Source organism: Corynebacterium hansenii (genome assembly GCF_030408795.1).
In the GTDB taxonomy this organism is placed as follows: Bacteria; Actinomycetota; Actinomycetes; order Mycobacteriales; family Mycobacteriaceae; genus Corynebacterium; species Corynebacterium hansenii.
In genome coordinates this window covers 1403402-1417907 of record NZ_CP047211.1, presented here as the reverse complement: position 1 = coordinate 1417907, position 14506 = coordinate 1403402, and the positions used below count along the sequence as shown (strand labels likewise).

The window sequence follows — 14506 nt, the reverse complement described above, 5'->3', positions numbered from 1 at the left end:
GGTAGGCCGGGTCACAATCGCACTGTTGGCGCGTCGTCCCGCGGCGGTCAGCGCGCCGGTGCGAGCACCGCCAGCGTCTCCAGGTGGTGCGTGCCCGGGAAGGCGTCGACGACTTCGAGTGATTCGATGCGATAGCCGTTGTCCGACCAGGTCAGGGCGTCGCGGGCGAAGGTCGCGGGGTCGCAGCCGATGTGCAGGACCCGCTTCGGGTGCGCCGCGGCGATGGCCCGGACGGTCTGGGCGCCGGCGCCGGTCCGCGGCGGGTCGAGCACCACCAGGTCCACCGAATGCCCGAGCTTGCCGACGGCCGTTTCCACCCGGGAGGTGCGGAATTCGACCGGCAGATCGGATAGCGCGGCGCGGCCGACCTTCGCGGCCATGGCGAAGGACTCGACCGACGAGACCTTTCCGTCGTCGCCGACGAGCTCGGCCAGGGCGGCGGCGAAGACGCCGACGCCGCCGTAGAGGTCCCACGCGCGACCGCCCGGGACGGCGGGGAGCAGCTCGCCGATGCGGGAGACGTAATGGTCCGCGGCCGCCGAATGCGCCTGCCAGAAACCGTCGACCGGCACGGCGAATTCGCGCCCGGCGGCGCGCTCGACTGCGGTCGGTTCCCCCTCCACCTGCGTGACCCGGCGTTTGCGCCCCTTGCCGATCACGTGCAGCACGTGGCGCGCCCCATCGGCGTCGCGCACGACGTGGAGCTCGCCTCCGGCGGGCACGGCGCCGGCCTCTCCCAGGCCCGTCGTCAGGCCCGCGACGTTCTGCGCGCAACCCGCGCCCGTGACCAACTCGCGGGACTTGCGCTTGCGCAGCCCCGCCCGGCCCTCCCCGTCGACGCCGAGGCGCACGCGCGTGCGCCACCCGGTGGCCGGGCCGAGGGCGGTGACGGCGGGCTCGGGCAGCGATCCGGCATCGAAGCGGCCGATGCGGCGCAGCGCGTCGAGCAGGACGTCCTTCTTCAGCACGGCGGCGTGGGCGGGATCGACGAACCCGAGGTCGCAGCATCCGGCGCCGGCCTCCGCGGCGTCGCAGACGGGCTCGATGCGGTGCGGCGAGGGATCGAGGATCTCCACCGCCTCGCCGCGCCAGAGCTTCGCCTCGGCGTCGTCCAGGGCGATGCGGACGCGCTCCCCGGGGATGGCGCCGCGGACGAGGATCACCCGGCCGTCGAGGAGGGCGATGGACTCGCCGCCGTGGGCGGGCCGGTCGACGACCGCCTCGATGATCGTGGGGCCGTTGGCCGGGGTGCTCATGGCGATCCTCCTGGATCTGCGGGAACTGCGGGGGTGGATGGGTTTCCGGCCGGACGCGGCCGGAAGCCGGGGCCTACTGGCCCTGGTTGCCCTGCTGCTGATCCTGGCCGCCCTGCTGCGCGGCCTGCTGCTGCGCCGCATAGGCCTGGCGGATCTGCTCCGCCATGGCGACGGGCAGGGTGACCGGCAGCGGCTGGCCGGCCGGCATCGGGTTGTCGCCGCGGTTGACGAAGCAGCGGGCCATCATCCCGCGGCCGATCTCGGCGAGCTCGTCGGCGGAGGACGCCGGGCCGGACAGCGTCAGGCGCATCATCCAGCGCGGGCCATCGGCGCCGATGATGCGCATCTGCATGTCGTCGCGCGAGCCCACGACCTCGTCGCCCCACGGGCCATCCTCCAGGTGGACCGCCAGACCGTCCTTCGACAGCCCCTCGGCGATCTCGCGGCCGGAGGTCTCCCACAGCCCGCCCGACGTCGGCGCGGCGAAGGCGACCGGGGTGATGCGCCCGGCGGTGGTGACCACGTGCAGCATCGTCGGGCCCTGCGGGCCCATCTCGACCTGGATGTCGCCGACGTGCGGCACGGCCAGAAGCACGGAGCCGAGGTTCACGCTGGCCTTGGCGAAGTCCGAGAAGTCGAAATCCTCCGGCTTGGCGTCGGCGACGTCGAACGGGCCGGCCTCCGCCGGGTGCGCATCCGCCTGGCGCGGCTCTTCGCGGCGCGGCTCGGCGGCGGCGGGCCCGGCGTCCGGGGCGGCGTCGTCGCGGTCGACGGCGGCCTCGGGTGCCCCGGCGGTCGCGGCGCCGTCATCCTTGGCGCGGTCGTCTTTCTTCTTGTTGCCAAAGGGCCACATGGCCATCGTCTCCCTAAATGTGTTTGCGCGTTTGATGTTCAGCGTAACGGCTACCGCGGCGCGGGGCCGTCGGGCCCGCCCCCTGCTCAGCCGCGGGCGGGCGGGGCGCCGGCGACGCCGGTGGAGCCGTGGCCCCGTTCCCCGCGATCGGTGGCGTCGAGTTCGTCGACGACGACGAACGGGCTGAGCTCGACTTTCTGCACCAAAAGCTGTGCGATGCGGTCGCCCTTGGCGATGGTGATGGGCTCGCGCGGGTCGAGGTTGATCAGGCTGATCTTGAGTTCGCCGCGGTACCCCGCGTCGACGGTGCCGGGGGCGTTGACGATGGACAGGCCCGCGCGGGCGGCCAGCCCCGACCGCGGGTGGACCAGGCCTACGGTGCCCGGGGGCAGCGCGATGGCGATGCCGGTGCCGACCAGGGCGCGCTCGCCGGGCTCGAGCACGAGGTCCTCGGCCGAGGACAGGTCCACGCCGGCGTCGTCGTGGTGCGCGCGCACGGGCGCGACGGCGTCGGGATGGAGCAGCCGCACCCGGACGGGGGCCGCGGGCGCCGAGACCGACGCTGCGCCGGACTCTGCGCCGGGCGCGGTGCCGTGGGAATCGTTTCGGATGTCGTCGTTCACGCCATCCGACGATACGCACCGCGGTCGACCCCGGAGATCGCATGGGTAGGATGAGTGCCCGTGAGCACTACTGACGACAGCACCGTGACGGCCGCCGACGGCGACATCATCTACCGGGAGCGTTTGTGGGTGCCCTGGTGGTACTGGGCGCTGGCGGTTCCCGCGGTCGTCGTGTGCACCGCGCAGGTCGCGTTCAACCGCAGCATCCTCTGGCTCATCATCGGCGGCACGATCATCACCCTCATCGGGCTGTGGATCCTGGTCACCCTGTCGAAGACGAAGGTCCAGGTCGAACTCGACCCCACCGGCGAGAAGTGGCTCCACGCGGGCACCGCGGTGCTGCCGGCGTCGGTGGTGTCGAAGTCCCTCGTCGTCCCCGCGTCCGCGCACCGCAATGCGCTGGGCCGCCAGCTGGACCCCGCGGCGTTCCTGGTCACCCACAGTTGGGTCCGCACCATGGTGCTGCTGGTCCTCGACGACCCGGATGATCCGACCCCGTACTGGCTGGTGTCGACGCGCAAGCCCGAAGAGCTTCTCGACGCCTTCCTGGGCGCCGACCGCCCCAGGGTCTGACGGCGCTGCGGCGCGAAAACGCCCCGGGCGACGGCCGATCCATGGGATCGGGCATCGCCCGGGGCGTTCTCCGTGCACGGCCCCGGTTCAGGGGGCCGCCGCCGTCACGCGCAATCGCGGCAGATCGGGAAACCGTCGCCGGGGTCGTACGCCATCATCGAGCGGTGCTGCACGAGGAAGCACGACCCGCACGTGAATTCGTCGTCCTGGCGGGGAACGACGGAAATCTCCAGCTCCTCACCGGAAAGGTCGGCGCCGGGGAGCTCGTACGGCTCCACGATCTCGCCGTCGTCATCGTCGGCGATGCGGTTGTCTTCGCCAGCGGCCTGCAGGCCCTCGAGCGAATCGGTGGCGATGTCCTCGTCCTCGCGGGTGCGCGGCGAATCGTAATCGACAGCCATTTGTTCGGCCCTCCTCCAGTGGGGTCGCGGCACTTCGTATGTAGCGCCGTATTCTTCGCGGATACTAGGGCAATTCTAAGAATCTGTCATGTCCCCAGGTCAACGGCGCTTTTTGGGCCACTTTTGCACGTCATGTGAATGGTGCGCACCCGCACCCGGCTAACATTGTGCGCATGACGCACCGCCAGCCGGGCGATTCGCCGCCCCGCAATTACCGGCCCTACGGCATCATCGTCGGCGTTTTCGCCGTCTTCGCCGTGGCCGCCTGGTCCTTCGCGTTCGCCCGGACCGCCGAGGAAACGAGCGTCGCCTGCGAGCATCCCGACGCCGGCACGGTCGTGTCCGCGACGGACCTGCTCGGCGAGGCCCCCGCCGCGCCCGGCGACATCCCGGTGCGGGTCTTCAACGCCAACGGCGAATCCGGGCAGGCCACCGAGGTGTCCGAGGGGCTGGTCGGGCTCGGCTTCGCCACGGTCCCGGAGGGTGCGGTGGGCAACGATCCCCTGACCCCGGACCTCGATCTGGGCTGCTACGGCCAACTGCGCTTCGGCGCGGGGTTCGCCACCCACGGGGCGACCCTCCACGCGGTCTTCCCCTGCCTCGAACTCATCCACGACGCCCGCGAAGACGGTTCGGTGGACGTGGCCCTGGGCAAGGGTTTCCGCGGCCTCGATGATTCGGGGCCGGTCCGGGCGGCGATGGAGACGCTCCAGGCGGGCCGCGACGTCGACGCCGCCACGCTGCAGTCGCTCAGCCGCCGTTCCTGCTGATCGGCCCCAGCGCACCCCGGGACTCCAGCGCGCCGAAGAACTCGTCGGCCACCGTCGGCGCTGCTGCGGCGACCAGCTCCCCCTCGGCGGTCCCCGCGCCCGGATCCGGCAGCTTCACCACGGCGCCGGCCTCCTGCGCGATGAGGGCGCCGGCCGCCCAATCCCACAGATTCAGGCCGTGCTCGAAGTAGCAGTCCACGCCGCCGGCGGCCAGCAGGCAAAGGTCCAGCGCAGCCGAGCCGATGCGGCGGATGTCGCGGACGTCGGCAAGCAAATCCGCCACCAGCGCGCCCTGCACCGCCCGGCGCTTCGCGGAGTACGAGAAACCCGTGGCGACCAGCGACACCCCCAGATCCTCGGGTGCGGAGCACCGGAGCTCCACCTCACGCCCGGACGAGTCGCGCAGCGCCGCCCCTCCCCCGACCGCCGCGTGGAAGATGCGCCCGCCCGCCACGTCCGCGACGGCGCCGGCGACGATGCGGCCGTCCTTCTCGCACGCGACGCTGACGCCGAAGGCCGGGATGCCGTAGAGGAAGTTGACCGTCCCGTCGATGGGGTCGACGACCCAGCGGATGCCCTCCGCCCGGGCGCCCGCGCCGCCCTCCTCCTCGCCGAAGACTGCGTCGCCGGGCCGCAGCGACGCGACGAGCCCGCGGATCAGCTCCTCCGACTCGCGGTCGACGACCGTGACGGGGTCTACGCGGCTGGATTTGACGTCCGTGCCCTCGGCCCGGCCGCCGCCGACGCCGACTTCGCGGCGCCGCACCCGGATGTGCTCGGCCGCCGCGGACGCCAAAAACACGGCCATCCGCCGCAAATCGGCGGGCGAGTCGGAGCGGGCGGGGGTGTGCGCGGGTTCGGCTTCTGCGAAGGTCATGGGGCCATTGTCCCCGTTTTCGTACAATCGGCCACATGGCAGAGAACATCGGTTTTGGCGTGGACGTGGGCGGTTCCGGCATCAAGGGGGGTGTCGTGGACCTCGACACCGGGGAGCTGGTGGGCGAGCGGATCAAGATCCTCACGCCGCAGCCCGCGACCCCGGACGCGGTGGCGGAGACCATCGCGGAAATCGTGCGCATCGCCGGGTGGGAGGGGCCGGTGGGCGTCACGCTGCCGTCCGTCATCCGCGACCAGACCGCCCTGCTCGCGGCGAACATCGATGAGTCGTGGGTGGACATGGACTGCCGTGAGCTGTTCTCGCGCCACCTGCCCGACCACCGCACCCACGTGCTCAACGACGCCGACGCGGCGGGGCTGGCGGAGGCGCGCTTCGGCGACGCCCACGCGCGCCAGGGGTCGGTGGTCCTGCTGACCTTCGGCACCGGCATCGGTTCGGCCCTGCTTCACGACGGCCTGCTGTACCCGAACTCCGAGCTCGGCCACCTGCACATCGGGGACGACGAAGCCGAGCACATCGCGTCGGCTGCGGCGAAGGAGCGCGAGGACCTCAGCTACAAGAAGTGGGCCAAGCGCGTGTCGAAGGTCCTGCGGACGTACGAGGCGCTGTTCTGGCCGACGCTGTTCGTGGTCGGCGGCGGCATCAGCCGCAAGCACGAGAAGTGGGTGCCGCTGCTCGAGTGCCGAACCCCGGTGGTCCCCGCGAAGCTGCACAACAACGCGGGCATCGCCGGCGCCGCCCTGGCGGCATCCGAGGGGCTCCTGCCCTGACCGCGGCGCTCCCGGCGCAAACCCCCGCACGGGGGCGCACCGGGGCGATCATCCCCATTGGGTTACACTGGGGAGTTGATTCACGGACGGTTGAACATGACGAAGGCGGGGCGGCGCGACCGAACCCCCCAATACGGCAGCCGAGATCCGTGGCACGAATCATCGACATTGCAGGCATTCGGCCGGCGGTGGCGCACACGCGGCGTCCCGTCCCCCGTCGACCCGATTACGGTCGGCGGGGCCGCGCACCGGTTCTTCCCGGCACGCCGGCGGCAATCGACATCATCGTGAAAGGGCTTTCGTGACAGCCAAAGAATCCGAGCAGCCGAACGGCCGGGAAACTGCGGGCGGCGCCGCCGAGTCGCCGGCCCCGGCCAAGAAGGCCGTGAAGAAGGCGATCAAGAAGGCCGTGAAGAAGACGGCGGCCAAGAAGACCGCCGCCAAGAAGGCCGCGCCGGCGGCGACCGAGTCCGCCGCAGCCGAGCAGGAGCCGGCCGCCGAGGCGAAGGCCCCCGCGAAGAAGGCCGTGAAGAAGGCGCCCGCCAAGAAGACGGCGGCGAAGAAGACGGCCAAGAAGGCCGCGAAGAAGACCGCCGCCAAGAAGACGGCGAAGAAGGCCACCGCGAAGAAGACGGCGGCCAGGAAGACCGCCGCCAAGGCCACGAGCGCCAAGGCGAAGGATGCGCAGGCCGCCGAGGGCGCCGACGAAGACGAGCTCGAGGACGACGATTCGGACCTGGCCATCGACGGCGACTTCGATCCGGAGCTCGACGAGGGCGCGGAGACCGCCGACGACGATGCCGAGGACGAGACGGACACCGTCGACGAGGTCTGGAACGAGGACGAATCCGCGGCGCTGCGCCAGGCTCGCAAGGACGCCGAGCTCACGGCGTCGGCGGACTCCGTTCGCGCGTACCTGAAACAGATCGGCAAGGTCGCCCTGCTGACCGCCGAGGAAGAGGTCTCGCTGGCCAAGCGCATCGAGGCCGGCCTGTACGCCCAGTACAAGATCGACCAGGCCAAGGAAGCCGGCGAGCGGCTCGCCCACGCCCAGCGCCGAGATCTGCGGGAGATCGCGCGCGACGGCCAGCGCGCCAAGAATCACCTGCTCGAGGCCAACCTTCGTCTCGTCGTTTCGCTGGCCAAGCGCTACACGGGCCGCGGCATGGCGTTCCTGGACCTCATCCAGGAGGGCAACCTCGGCCTGATCCGCGCGGTGGAGAAGTTCGACTACTCCAAGGGCTACAAGTTCTCCACGTACGCGACGTGGTGGATCCGCCAGGCGATCACCCGCGCGATGGCGGACCAGGCGCGCACGATCCGCATCCCGGTGCACATGGTGGAGGTCATCAACAAGCTGGGCCGCATCCAGCGCGAGCTGCTCCAGGATCTCGGCCGCGAGCCGACTCCGGAGGAGCTGGCCCGCGAGATGGACATCACCGAGGAGAAGGTGCTGGAGATCCAGCAGTACGCCCGCGAGCCGATTTCGCTGGACCAGACCATCGGCGACGAGGGCGACAGCCAGCTCGGCGATTTCATCGAGGACTCCGAGGCCGTCATCGCGGTCGACGCGGTGAGCTTCACGCTGCTGCAGGATCAGCTGGGCGATGTGCTGGAGACCCTGTCCGAGCGCGAGGCGGGCGTCGTGCGCCTGCGTTTCGGCCTGACCGACGGCATGCCGCGCACCTTGGACGAGATCGGCCAGGTCTACGGCGTGACGCGCGAGCGCATCCGCCAGATCGAGTCGAAGACGATGTCGAAGCTGCGCCACCCCTCGCGGTCGCAGGTGCTGCGCGACTACCTGGAGTAGGCCGCTTCTCCCCCGCCCGCCGTCGCTTTGCGACGGCCCGCGCGGGATGATCCGACGCGAAACGCCCGCCCCACCGCGAAGGTGGAGGCGGGCGGTTCGCTTTTCGGGGCGTGGGTGCCCGGTGTCGCGGGGCCGCTCCGGTAAACCCCATCGACGGGGCGCCCCGTCGTCCCGGGGCTAGTAGACGACGCCGAAGACCCAGCCGAGCAGCGTCATGGCGGCGGCGGAGACGACGACCAGCGCGATGATGTTCAGCCAGATGCCGGCGCGGACCATGTTGCCCATCGAGACGTAGCCGGAGCCGTAGGCGATGGCGTTCGGCGGGGTGGCCACGGGCATCATGAAGGCCGAGGTCGCGGCCAGGGCGACCGGCACGGCCAGCAGCATCTGGTCGACGCCGAGTCCGATCGCCATCGCGCCGACGAGGGGCAGGAACGTGGCGGCGGTGGCGGTGTTCGAGGTGAACTCGGTGAGCACCAGCACCACCAGCGCGACGGCGACGACCAGCAGGGCGATGGGCAGGAAGCCGAGCCCGGACATCTGCTCGCCGATCCAGTCCGACAGGCCGGAGTCGGTGAACTGCTTCGACAGGGCCAGGCCGCCGCCGAAGAGCAGCAGCACGCCCCATGGCAGCTCGAGGGCGTCCTCCCAGCGCAGGAGCTTCACGCCGTCGGGGCCGCCGGGAATGATGAACAGGGCGATGCCCACGGCCATGGCGATCACGGCGTCGACGATGATCGTGTCGGGCCAGATGACGGGCACGAACACCCACGCCAGGGCGGCGGCGACGAACACCAGCAGCACACGCAGCTCGCCCCTGGACATCCCGCCGAGCTTGGCCAGCTCCTCCTTCATCAGGGCGCGGCCACCCGGGATGTGGTCGATCTCCGGCTTGAAGATCACCCCGGTGAGCAAGAACCACGCGGCGGCCATGAGCACGATGGCGACGGGCACGCCGACCAGCATCCACTGCCCGAAGCCGATGTGGACGCCCTGTTTGGCCATGTACCCCGCGAGCAACGCATTCGGCGGCGTGCCGATGATGGTGCCCAGCGAACCGATCGATGCGGCGTAGGCGATGCCGAGCATCAGCGCGATGCCGAAGTTCGACTTCGGTTCGGGGTCGGTCGAGTGCTCCGCCTTCTCTTCCCCATCGGCGACGTCGGCGTCGGCGTCGAGGAGCTCGGAGGCTCCTTCGGAGAGTCCTTCGTCGCCTTCGCCGCGCGCCGGCGCCGCCTTCTCCGCCTTCGCCTCGTCGCGGACGATCTTCACGATGAGCGAGAGCACGGACACGCCGATGGGGAGCATCATCACGGCGGTGGCGGTGTTGGACACCCACATGGACAGGAAGCCGGTGGCGACCATGAAGCCGAGGATCAGCAACTTCGGCGACGACCCCATGGCCACGAGCACCCACAGCGCGATGCGCTTGTGCAGGTTCCACCGCTGCATGGCCAGGGCGAGCAGGAAGCCGCCCATGAACAGGAAGATCGTGGGCGCGGTGTACTCGCCCGAGAAGTCCCCGATCTTCGCGATGCCCAGCGCGGGGAAGAGCACCAGCGGGAGCAGGGCGGTGACGGTGATGGGGATCGCCTCGGACATCCACCACGCGGCCATCAGAACGGCGATGGCGGCGGTGCCGCGCAGCATGTGGTCGAGGTCGGAGGGCATGAAGAAGTACACCGCGACCGAAAGGACGAGGCCCGTGATCAGGCCGAATCGCTTTCGGAAAAGCTCGCGGGGGCCGTCGCCCCGATCTTTCTGCCCCGGGGACAATTCCGCGGCGGTGGTCGCCGTCCGTCGGGTGGCGTCCGTGGTCGACATCGTGGCGTCGCTCCCTTGTGGCGGGCGCCGGAGTTGCCCTGGTGCGGCGGATCACGGCGCGGGTCGAATGTGATTCGCCGCCCACGATATCGCACCGACAACAATGTCCTATTCCGACCCCGCCGTTCCATCGCCCGCTGCGGCCGGCGGCGCCTCAGCCCCTCGGGCCGTAGGTCAGGCGCCGGTGCATGGCCTCGAGCGGGCCTGCTTTTCCGGCCTTGGCCAGCAGCCATGCGCCGATGAGCGTGACCAGCCACACGGCGGCGCCCCACAGGCTGACGACGGTCACCGATTCACCGGAGAACCGGTCGAGCAGCCAGCCGCCCGCGAGCGGCAGGAACAGCACCGACTGGGCGACGTAGCCGGACATCGACCGCTGCCCCAGCGCCTGCATCATCGCCAGGGGCGCCGGCGGGGCGAGGGTCGTCCCCTGGGCCGCGGCCTCGCGGATCCGCCGCTGCACCGGCCTGCACAGCAGGGCGATGACGGCGATGAGGCCCGGACCGGCGAGGATGCCGGCCGACTGGCTCACCGCCTGCGCCCACGTGCCGCCGATGATGCCGAGCTTTGACAGGCCCGACAGGACGCCCGTGGACACCGCGGCGGTCGCCCCGATCGCTGCGACGATGGCCAGCAGTTTCCCGTGCGTCTCCGAATCCTCCAGGATGCGCATGCGGGCGGCGACGACGCCGACGAGCATGAGGGCGATCAGCTGCGGCCCGGCCAGCACGAGGACGACGGGCACGGAGACCACGGTGAAAACGCCGAGGATGAGCTGGCGTCCCAGGTAGCCATCGCCGCCGAAGGGGATCCCCCCGAAGTCCCCCGGTTGGGCGTTGGCCGCGCCCATGCCGGACATCGGGCCCTGCATGAGGAACGCGACTCCGATCGACAGCACGCCCAGCACGGCGGCGATCCACAGGAGCGTTTTGTTCCGCAGCGGCACGAGGAACGTGACCATCAACCCCATCAGGGCGTACGTCAGCAGGATGTCGCCGAAGAACAGGAAGATCCCGTGCAGGACGCCGAACGCCGCGAGCCAGCCGTAGCGTTTGAGCAGCAGTCCGCGGGCGTAGGCCCACGGCACTCCCCTGCCGTATTCCCGCATGACCAGCATGCCGATGCCGTACCCGAAGAGCATGGCGAACATCGGCAGGCCGCGGACGTGGAACAGGACGTCGTTGGCCACGGTCACGATGCCGTCGGTGGGCAGGCTGCGCCGCTGCCCGAGCGGGGCCGAACCGAAGACCATCCACGCGGTCACCGCATTGGCCACCGCGATGCCCAGCAGCATGAAGCCGCGGGCCACGTCGGGGGCGAGGATGCGTTCCTTGACGGCCGTCCGGCGGAAGGTCGGCTTCGGCTTGGCGACGGGCCACTGCGGAGCCGCGTGGCCCGGAGGGGGCGGAAACGGCGGGGGCGGATTGCCGGGAGCGTCGTGAAGCTCTTGCGGGTTGCGCTGGCCCATGGGTTCCTCCGGCGTCCGTCGGCTCGGCGTTCGCGGCGTCACTGCTCGCTGAGCTTGCGCAGGCATTCCGCGTATTCGGGGGACGTCCTGTCCAGGTGTCCGCACTTCTCCTCGGCGTCCTCGAAAAAGTTGAACGCGGCGACGATCAGCGCCAGCGAAATGGCGATCGCCAAGCCGCCGGTGATGACGCCGATCAGCCCCATGCCGAACGCACCGCCGGTGCGGGGCTCGCGGCCGGCCTGCTCGATGCGCTTGTGCGCGCCGATCGACTGCACGATCGCGATGAGGCCCAGGACGACGGCGACCATGCCCAGCGCCGCTCCGATGACGAAGGCCGACGTGATGAGTGCGCCGATTCCGATGACGAGGGAGACGAGCCCGATCTTGCGGCCGACGGCGGAGCCGTCGATGCCGTCGGGGCCGTAACCGTCGGTGGCGGGGTTGCTCATGGTGGTGCTGCTCCTGGTTTTCATGCGCCGGCAGTGGCGGCGGGTGTCGTGGGAGGGGTGGGAGGGAAGGTGTCGCGCGAACGGGTCAGTTCAAGCCGAAGCGATGCATGACCGAGTCCTGGATGCATGCGTCGAAGGCCGCCTGGTCGCCGATCAGGTGGTTGCACTCCGCGGCGACGCCGGCGCCCATGGCGATCGCCCACAGGACGAGCGCGGAAATGACGAGCCCGAGGATCGCCGCCAGAATGCCGATGACGGACATCGCGGTGGTCCCCCCGGTCTGCGTCGCCCCGAGCCGGCGCGCCTTGGCGGCGGTCCGCAGGGCCACCGCGGCGAGGATGATCGCCAGAATCGCCAGCAGGCCCCCGAACACGGCGAACGCGAAGGGAACCGACAGCACGCCGAGGATGAGGGCCGCGATGGCCGGGCCCGTCCCCGTCGGCACCGCCGGAGCGCCGCCGGCCCGAACCTGATGCGGGTTGCGGGACGGGTCGGAGTAGTACCCCTCGTATCCCGGCCCGCCCCCGAAACCCGGGGTGCCCGAGCCGGCGGCCGGACCCGGGTGCGCGGGGCCAGCGGCCGGGGCCGGGTCGTCGAACGGGTCGTATCCGGCGTGGTCGGGGCGCGACATCGATGGTCCTTCCGGCGGGTCCTGCTGCATGCCGCGCCAACGCTACCACACGGGGGCGCAACCAACCGCCCCGACGACCCCGACGGCCCGGGAGCGCGCACCCGCGCCCGACCACTGCGTCACCAGTTGCGCAGGTACCCGATGCGGTCCCGCAACTGCTGCTCGGTGCACAGCGCGGTCGGCGGGCCGCCGCAGTTGCGGCGGACCTCGTTGTGGATTTCGCCGTGCTTGCGGCCGGTGCGCGCCGCCGTCATGGCGACGAGCGTGTTCAGTTCCTTGCGCAATTTCGGGATGGCCTCGCTGGCCACGCCGCCGGGCCGGGGCGACGGCACCGCGGGGGCGCCACCGGGGCCCCCGGCCGCTCCCGCGTCGCGGCCCATCGCCTCGCCGAGGTCGAGCTCCCCCATCTTGCGCATGTGCTCGGCCTTCGCCTCGGACGCCTTCAGCTGCTCCTCCTGGCGCTTCTGCAGCAAGGTGCGCATCTGCTCGGCGTCGAGAAGCCCGGGCAGGCCCAGGTAGTCGGCCTCCTCCTCGGACCCCGCCACCGTCGCGGTGCCGTAGGAGGAACCGTCGTAGATGAGGTAGTCCAGCTCCGCGTCGGCGCCGAGGGACTCGTAGGCGGGCAGGTCGTCGGGCTCGTCCTTGGTGCGGTTTGCCTCCGCGACGAGGTCGTCGTCCCAGCCTTCGCTGGGGCGGTGCGGCTTGCCCAGGATGTGGTTGCGCTGCACCTCCATCTGCGAGGCCAGGTCCAGCAGCACCGGCACCGAAGGCAGGAACACCGACGCGGTCTCGCCGGGCCGCCGCGAACGCACGAATCGGCCGATGGCTTGGGCGAAGAACAGCGGCGTCGACGAGCTCGTCGCGTAGACGCCGACCGCCAGGCGGGGCACGTCGACGCCCTCCGACACCATCCGCACCGCGACCATCCACTCGTCGGTCGAATCCGAGAAGGTCTTGATGCGCTCCGACGACCCCGGCTCGTCGGAAAGCACGAGCGCGACCGGGGTCGAGCTGAGCTGCTCCAGGATGCGCTTGTACGCCCGCGCGGTCGTCGCGTCCGTGGCGATGACCAGGCCGCCGGCGTCCGGGATGTGCTTGCGCATCTGCACCAGCCGCGTGTGCGCGGCGCGCAGGACCGACGGGATCCAGTCCCCGCCCGGGTCCAGCGCGGTGCGCCACGCGCGGGTGGTCTCCTCCGGGCTCATGATCGTGCCCAGGCGCGCGGCGAACTCCTCGCCAGCCGAATCGCGCCAGCGGGCCTCGCCCGAATACGCCAGGAAGACCACGGGGCGGACCACCCCGTCGCGCAGCGCGTCCGCGTAGCCGTAGACGTGGTCCGCGACCGATTTCTGGTGCCCCTCGCCGTCGTCGGCGTAGCGGACGAACGGGATGGCCGCGTCGTCGGAGCGGAAGGGCGTGCCGGTCAGGCACAGGCGCCTCGCCGCGCCGCCGTAGGCCTCCGCGATGCCGTCGCCCCAGCTCTTCGCGTCGCCGCCGTGGTGGACCTCGTCGAGGATCACCAGCGTCGGGCGCGCGTCGGCCACCGCGCGGTGCTTGAACGGGTGCACGGCCACCTGGGCGTAGGTCACCACGATGCCGTGGTAGGCGGGGTTGACCACGCCCTTGGCGTTGGTGAACGCCGGGTCAAGAGCGATCCCGGACCTCGCCGCCGATTCGGACCACTGCACCTTCAGGTGCTCGGTCGGCACGACGACGACCACCCGCTCGACGATGCGGCGGGTCAGCAGCTCGGCGGCGATGCGCAGCGCGAACGTCGTCTTGCCCGCGCCCGGCGTCGCCACCGCGAGGAAATCACGCGGATTCGTGGCCAGGTACTTGTCCAGCGCCTCCTGCTGCCATTTGCGGAGCCCGCTCACTTGCGGCGGAGGGTCTTGTAGATCCGCTCGCAGTCCGGGCACACCGGCGAGCCCGGCTTGGCGGACTTGGTCACCGGGAAGGTCTCGCCGCACAGCGCGACGACGTAGCTGCCCGACACGGCGGAGTCGACGATCCGGTCCTTCTTGACGTAGTGGAAGAACTTCGGCGTGTCGTCGCGCGTCGTCTCGTCGACGCGGGTGTCGGTCCGTTCGATGGTCTTCGTTGTCTTCAGGGGCGTGCTCACGATCCCGATTGTGCACCATCGGCCGGATCGGCACGTGTGCGGCCCCGTAATGCGGGAC

15 protein-coding genes are annotated in these 14506 nt (G+C 71.0%); 4 read left to right on the top strand and 11 right to left on the bottom strand.

What is annotated here, in order from left to right:
• Positions 1-47: 47 nt before the first annotated feature.
• The 3 genes from CHAN_RS06245 to dut form a co-directional block, all read right to left on the bottom strand.
• Positions 48-1256, bottom strand: coding sequence for a class I SAM-dependent RNA methyltransferase (locus CHAN_RS06245; RefSeq protein ID WP_290292961.1), 1209 nt, complete (start codon positions 1254-1256; stop codon positions 48-50).
• A 73-nt stretch (positions 1257-1329) separates the two neighbouring features.
• Positions 1330-2115: a DUF3710 domain-containing protein gene (locus CHAN_RS06240; protein WP_290292959.1), complete on the bottom strand. Its 786-nt coding sequence runs from the start codon at positions 2113-2115 to the stop codon at positions 1330-1332.
• Positions 2116-2195: 80 nt separating this feature from the next.
• Positions 2196-2639 carry a dUTP diphosphatase gene (gene dut, locus CHAN_RS06235; protein ID WP_290293380.1) on the bottom strand — a complete coding sequence of 148 codons (444 nt, stop codon included), beginning with the start codon at positions 2637-2639 and terminating at the stop codon, positions 2196-2198.
• Positions 2640-2792: 153 nt separating this feature from the next.
• On the opposite strand from dut, the gene CHAN_RS06230 reads away from it, so the two are divergent.
• Positions 2793-3305 carry a DUF3093 domain-containing protein gene (locus tag CHAN_RS06230; RefSeq protein ID WP_290292957.1) on the top strand — a complete coding sequence of 171 codons (513 nt, stop codon included), beginning with the start codon at positions 2793-2795 and terminating at the stop codon, positions 3303-3305.
• A 104-nt stretch (positions 3306-3409) separates the two neighbouring features.
• On the opposite strand, the gene CHAN_RS06225 is transcribed toward CHAN_RS06230, so the two are convergent.
• Positions 3410-3706, bottom strand: coding sequence for a DUF4193 domain-containing protein (locus CHAN_RS06225; protein ID WP_048743825.1), 297 nt, complete (start codon positions 3704-3706; stop codon positions 3410-3412).
• Between the two features lie 173 nt (positions 3707-3879).
• Between CHAN_RS06225 and cei the strand changes: the two genes are divergently transcribed.
• A complete protein-coding gene (cei, locus tag CHAN_RS06220) occupies positions 3880-4476 on the top strand; it encodes an envelope integrity protein Cei (RefSeq protein WP_290292953.1) in 597 nt (198 codons plus the stop codon).
• Here cei and CHAN_RS06215 read toward each other — a convergent pair.
• Positions 4457-5353 (bottom strand): inositol monophosphatase family protein, encoded by an 897-nt coding sequence (locus tag CHAN_RS06215; protein ID WP_290292951.1) that lies wholly within the window; start codon positions 5351-5353, stop codon positions 4457-4459. The genes cei and CHAN_RS06215 overlap by 20 nt on opposite strands.
• A 35-nt stretch (positions 5354-5388) precedes the next feature.
• Between CHAN_RS06215 and ppgK the strand changes: the two genes are divergently transcribed.
• Positions 5389-6144: a polyphosphate--glucose phosphotransferase gene (ppgK, locus tag CHAN_RS06210; RefSeq protein ID WP_048743829.1), complete on the top strand. Its 756-nt coding sequence runs from the start codon at positions 5389-5391 to the stop codon at positions 6142-6144.
• A gap of 301 nt (positions 6145-6445) precedes the next feature.
• Positions 6446-7954, top strand: a complete 1509-nt coding sequence (locus CHAN_RS06205; protein WP_290292948.1) for an RNA polymerase sigma factor — start codon at positions 6446-6448, stop codon at positions 7952-7954.
• A 177-nt stretch (positions 7955-8131) separates the two neighbouring features.
• Here the strand turns inward: CHAN_RS06205 and CHAN_RS06200 are convergent, their stop codons facing one another.
• The 6 genes from CHAN_RS06200 to CHAN_RS06175 all read right to left on the bottom strand — a co-directional run bounded on the left by CHAN_RS06200 (position 8132) and on the right by CHAN_RS06175 (position 14448).
• The gene (locus tag CHAN_RS06200) at positions 8132-9778 is read right to left on the bottom strand and encodes an SLC13 family permease (RefSeq protein ID WP_290292945.1); all 1647 of its coding nucleotides are present in this window, start codon (positions 9776-9778) and stop codon (positions 8132-8134) included.
• 154 nt (positions 9779-9932) lie between these two features.
• Entirely contained in the window at positions 9933-11246 is a 1314-nt protein-coding gene (locus CHAN_RS06195) for a DUF418 domain-containing protein (RefSeq protein ID WP_290292943.1), read from the bottom strand.
• Positions 11247-11284: 38 nt separating this feature from the next.
• Entirely contained in the window at positions 11285-11695 is a 411-nt protein-coding gene (locus CHAN_RS06190) for a YidH family protein (protein WP_048743836.1), read from the bottom strand.
• A gap of 85 nt (positions 11696-11780) precedes the next feature.
• Positions 11781-12356 carry a hypothetical protein gene (locus CHAN_RS06185; protein ID WP_290292938.1) on the bottom strand — a complete coding sequence of 192 codons (576 nt, stop codon included), beginning with the start codon at positions 12354-12356 and terminating at the stop codon, positions 11781-11783.
• 89 nt (positions 12357-12445) lie between these two features.
• A complete protein-coding gene (locus CHAN_RS06180; RefSeq protein WP_290292934.1) occupies positions 12446-14203 on the bottom strand; it encodes a DEAD/DEAH box helicase in 1758 nt (585 codons plus the stop codon).
• Complete coding sequence (locus tag CHAN_RS06175; RefSeq protein WP_035121909.1) at positions 14200-14448, bottom strand: DUF3039 domain-containing protein; 249 nt, start codon at positions 14446-14448, stop codon at positions 14200-14202. The genes CHAN_RS06180 and CHAN_RS06175 overlap by 4 nt, the downstream gene beginning before the upstream one ends.
• Positions 14449-14506 lie beyond the last annotated feature (58 nt).

Excerpts from the sequence above, each read along its gene's own strand:
- CHAN_RS06245 (WP_290292961.1), bottom strand. The coding sequence starts at position 1,256 with ATGAGCACCCCGGCCAACGGCCCCACGATCATCGAGGCGGTCGTCGAC.
- CHAN_RS06240 (WP_290292959.1), bottom strand. The coding sequence starts at position 2,115 with ATGGCCATGTGGCCCTTTGGCAACAAGAAGAAAGACGACCGCGCCAAG.
- CHAN_RS06225 (WP_048743825.1), bottom strand. The coding sequence starts at position 3,706 with ATGGCTGTCGATTACGATTCGCCGCGCACCCGCGAGGACGAGGACATC.
- cei (WP_290292953.1), top strand. The coding sequence starts at position 3,880 with ATGACGCACCGCCAGCCGGGCGATTCGCCGCCCCGCAATTACCGGCCC.
- CHAN_RS06215 (WP_290292951.1), bottom strand. The coding sequence starts at position 5,353 with ATGACCTTCGCAGAAGCCGAACCCGCGCACACCCCCGCCCGCTCCGAC.
- ppgK (WP_048743829.1), top strand. The coding sequence starts at position 5,389 with ATGGCAGAGAACATCGGTTTTGGCGTGGACGTGGGCGGTTCCGGCATC.
- CHAN_RS06200 (WP_290292945.1), bottom strand. The coding sequence starts at position 9,778 with ATGTCGACCACGGACGCCACCCGACGGACGGCGACCACCGCCGCGGAA.
- CHAN_RS06195 (WP_290292943.1), bottom strand. The coding sequence starts at position 11,246 with ATGGGCCAGCGCAACCCGCAAGAGCTTCACGACGCTCCCGGCAATCCG.
- CHAN_RS06190 (WP_048743836.1), bottom strand. The coding sequence starts at position 11,695 with ATGAGCAACCCCGCCACCGACGGTTACGGCCCCGACGGCATCGACGGC.
- CHAN_RS06185 (WP_290292938.1), bottom strand. The coding sequence starts at position 12,356 with ATGCAGCAGGACCCGCCGGAAGGACCATCGATGTCGCGCCCCGACCAC.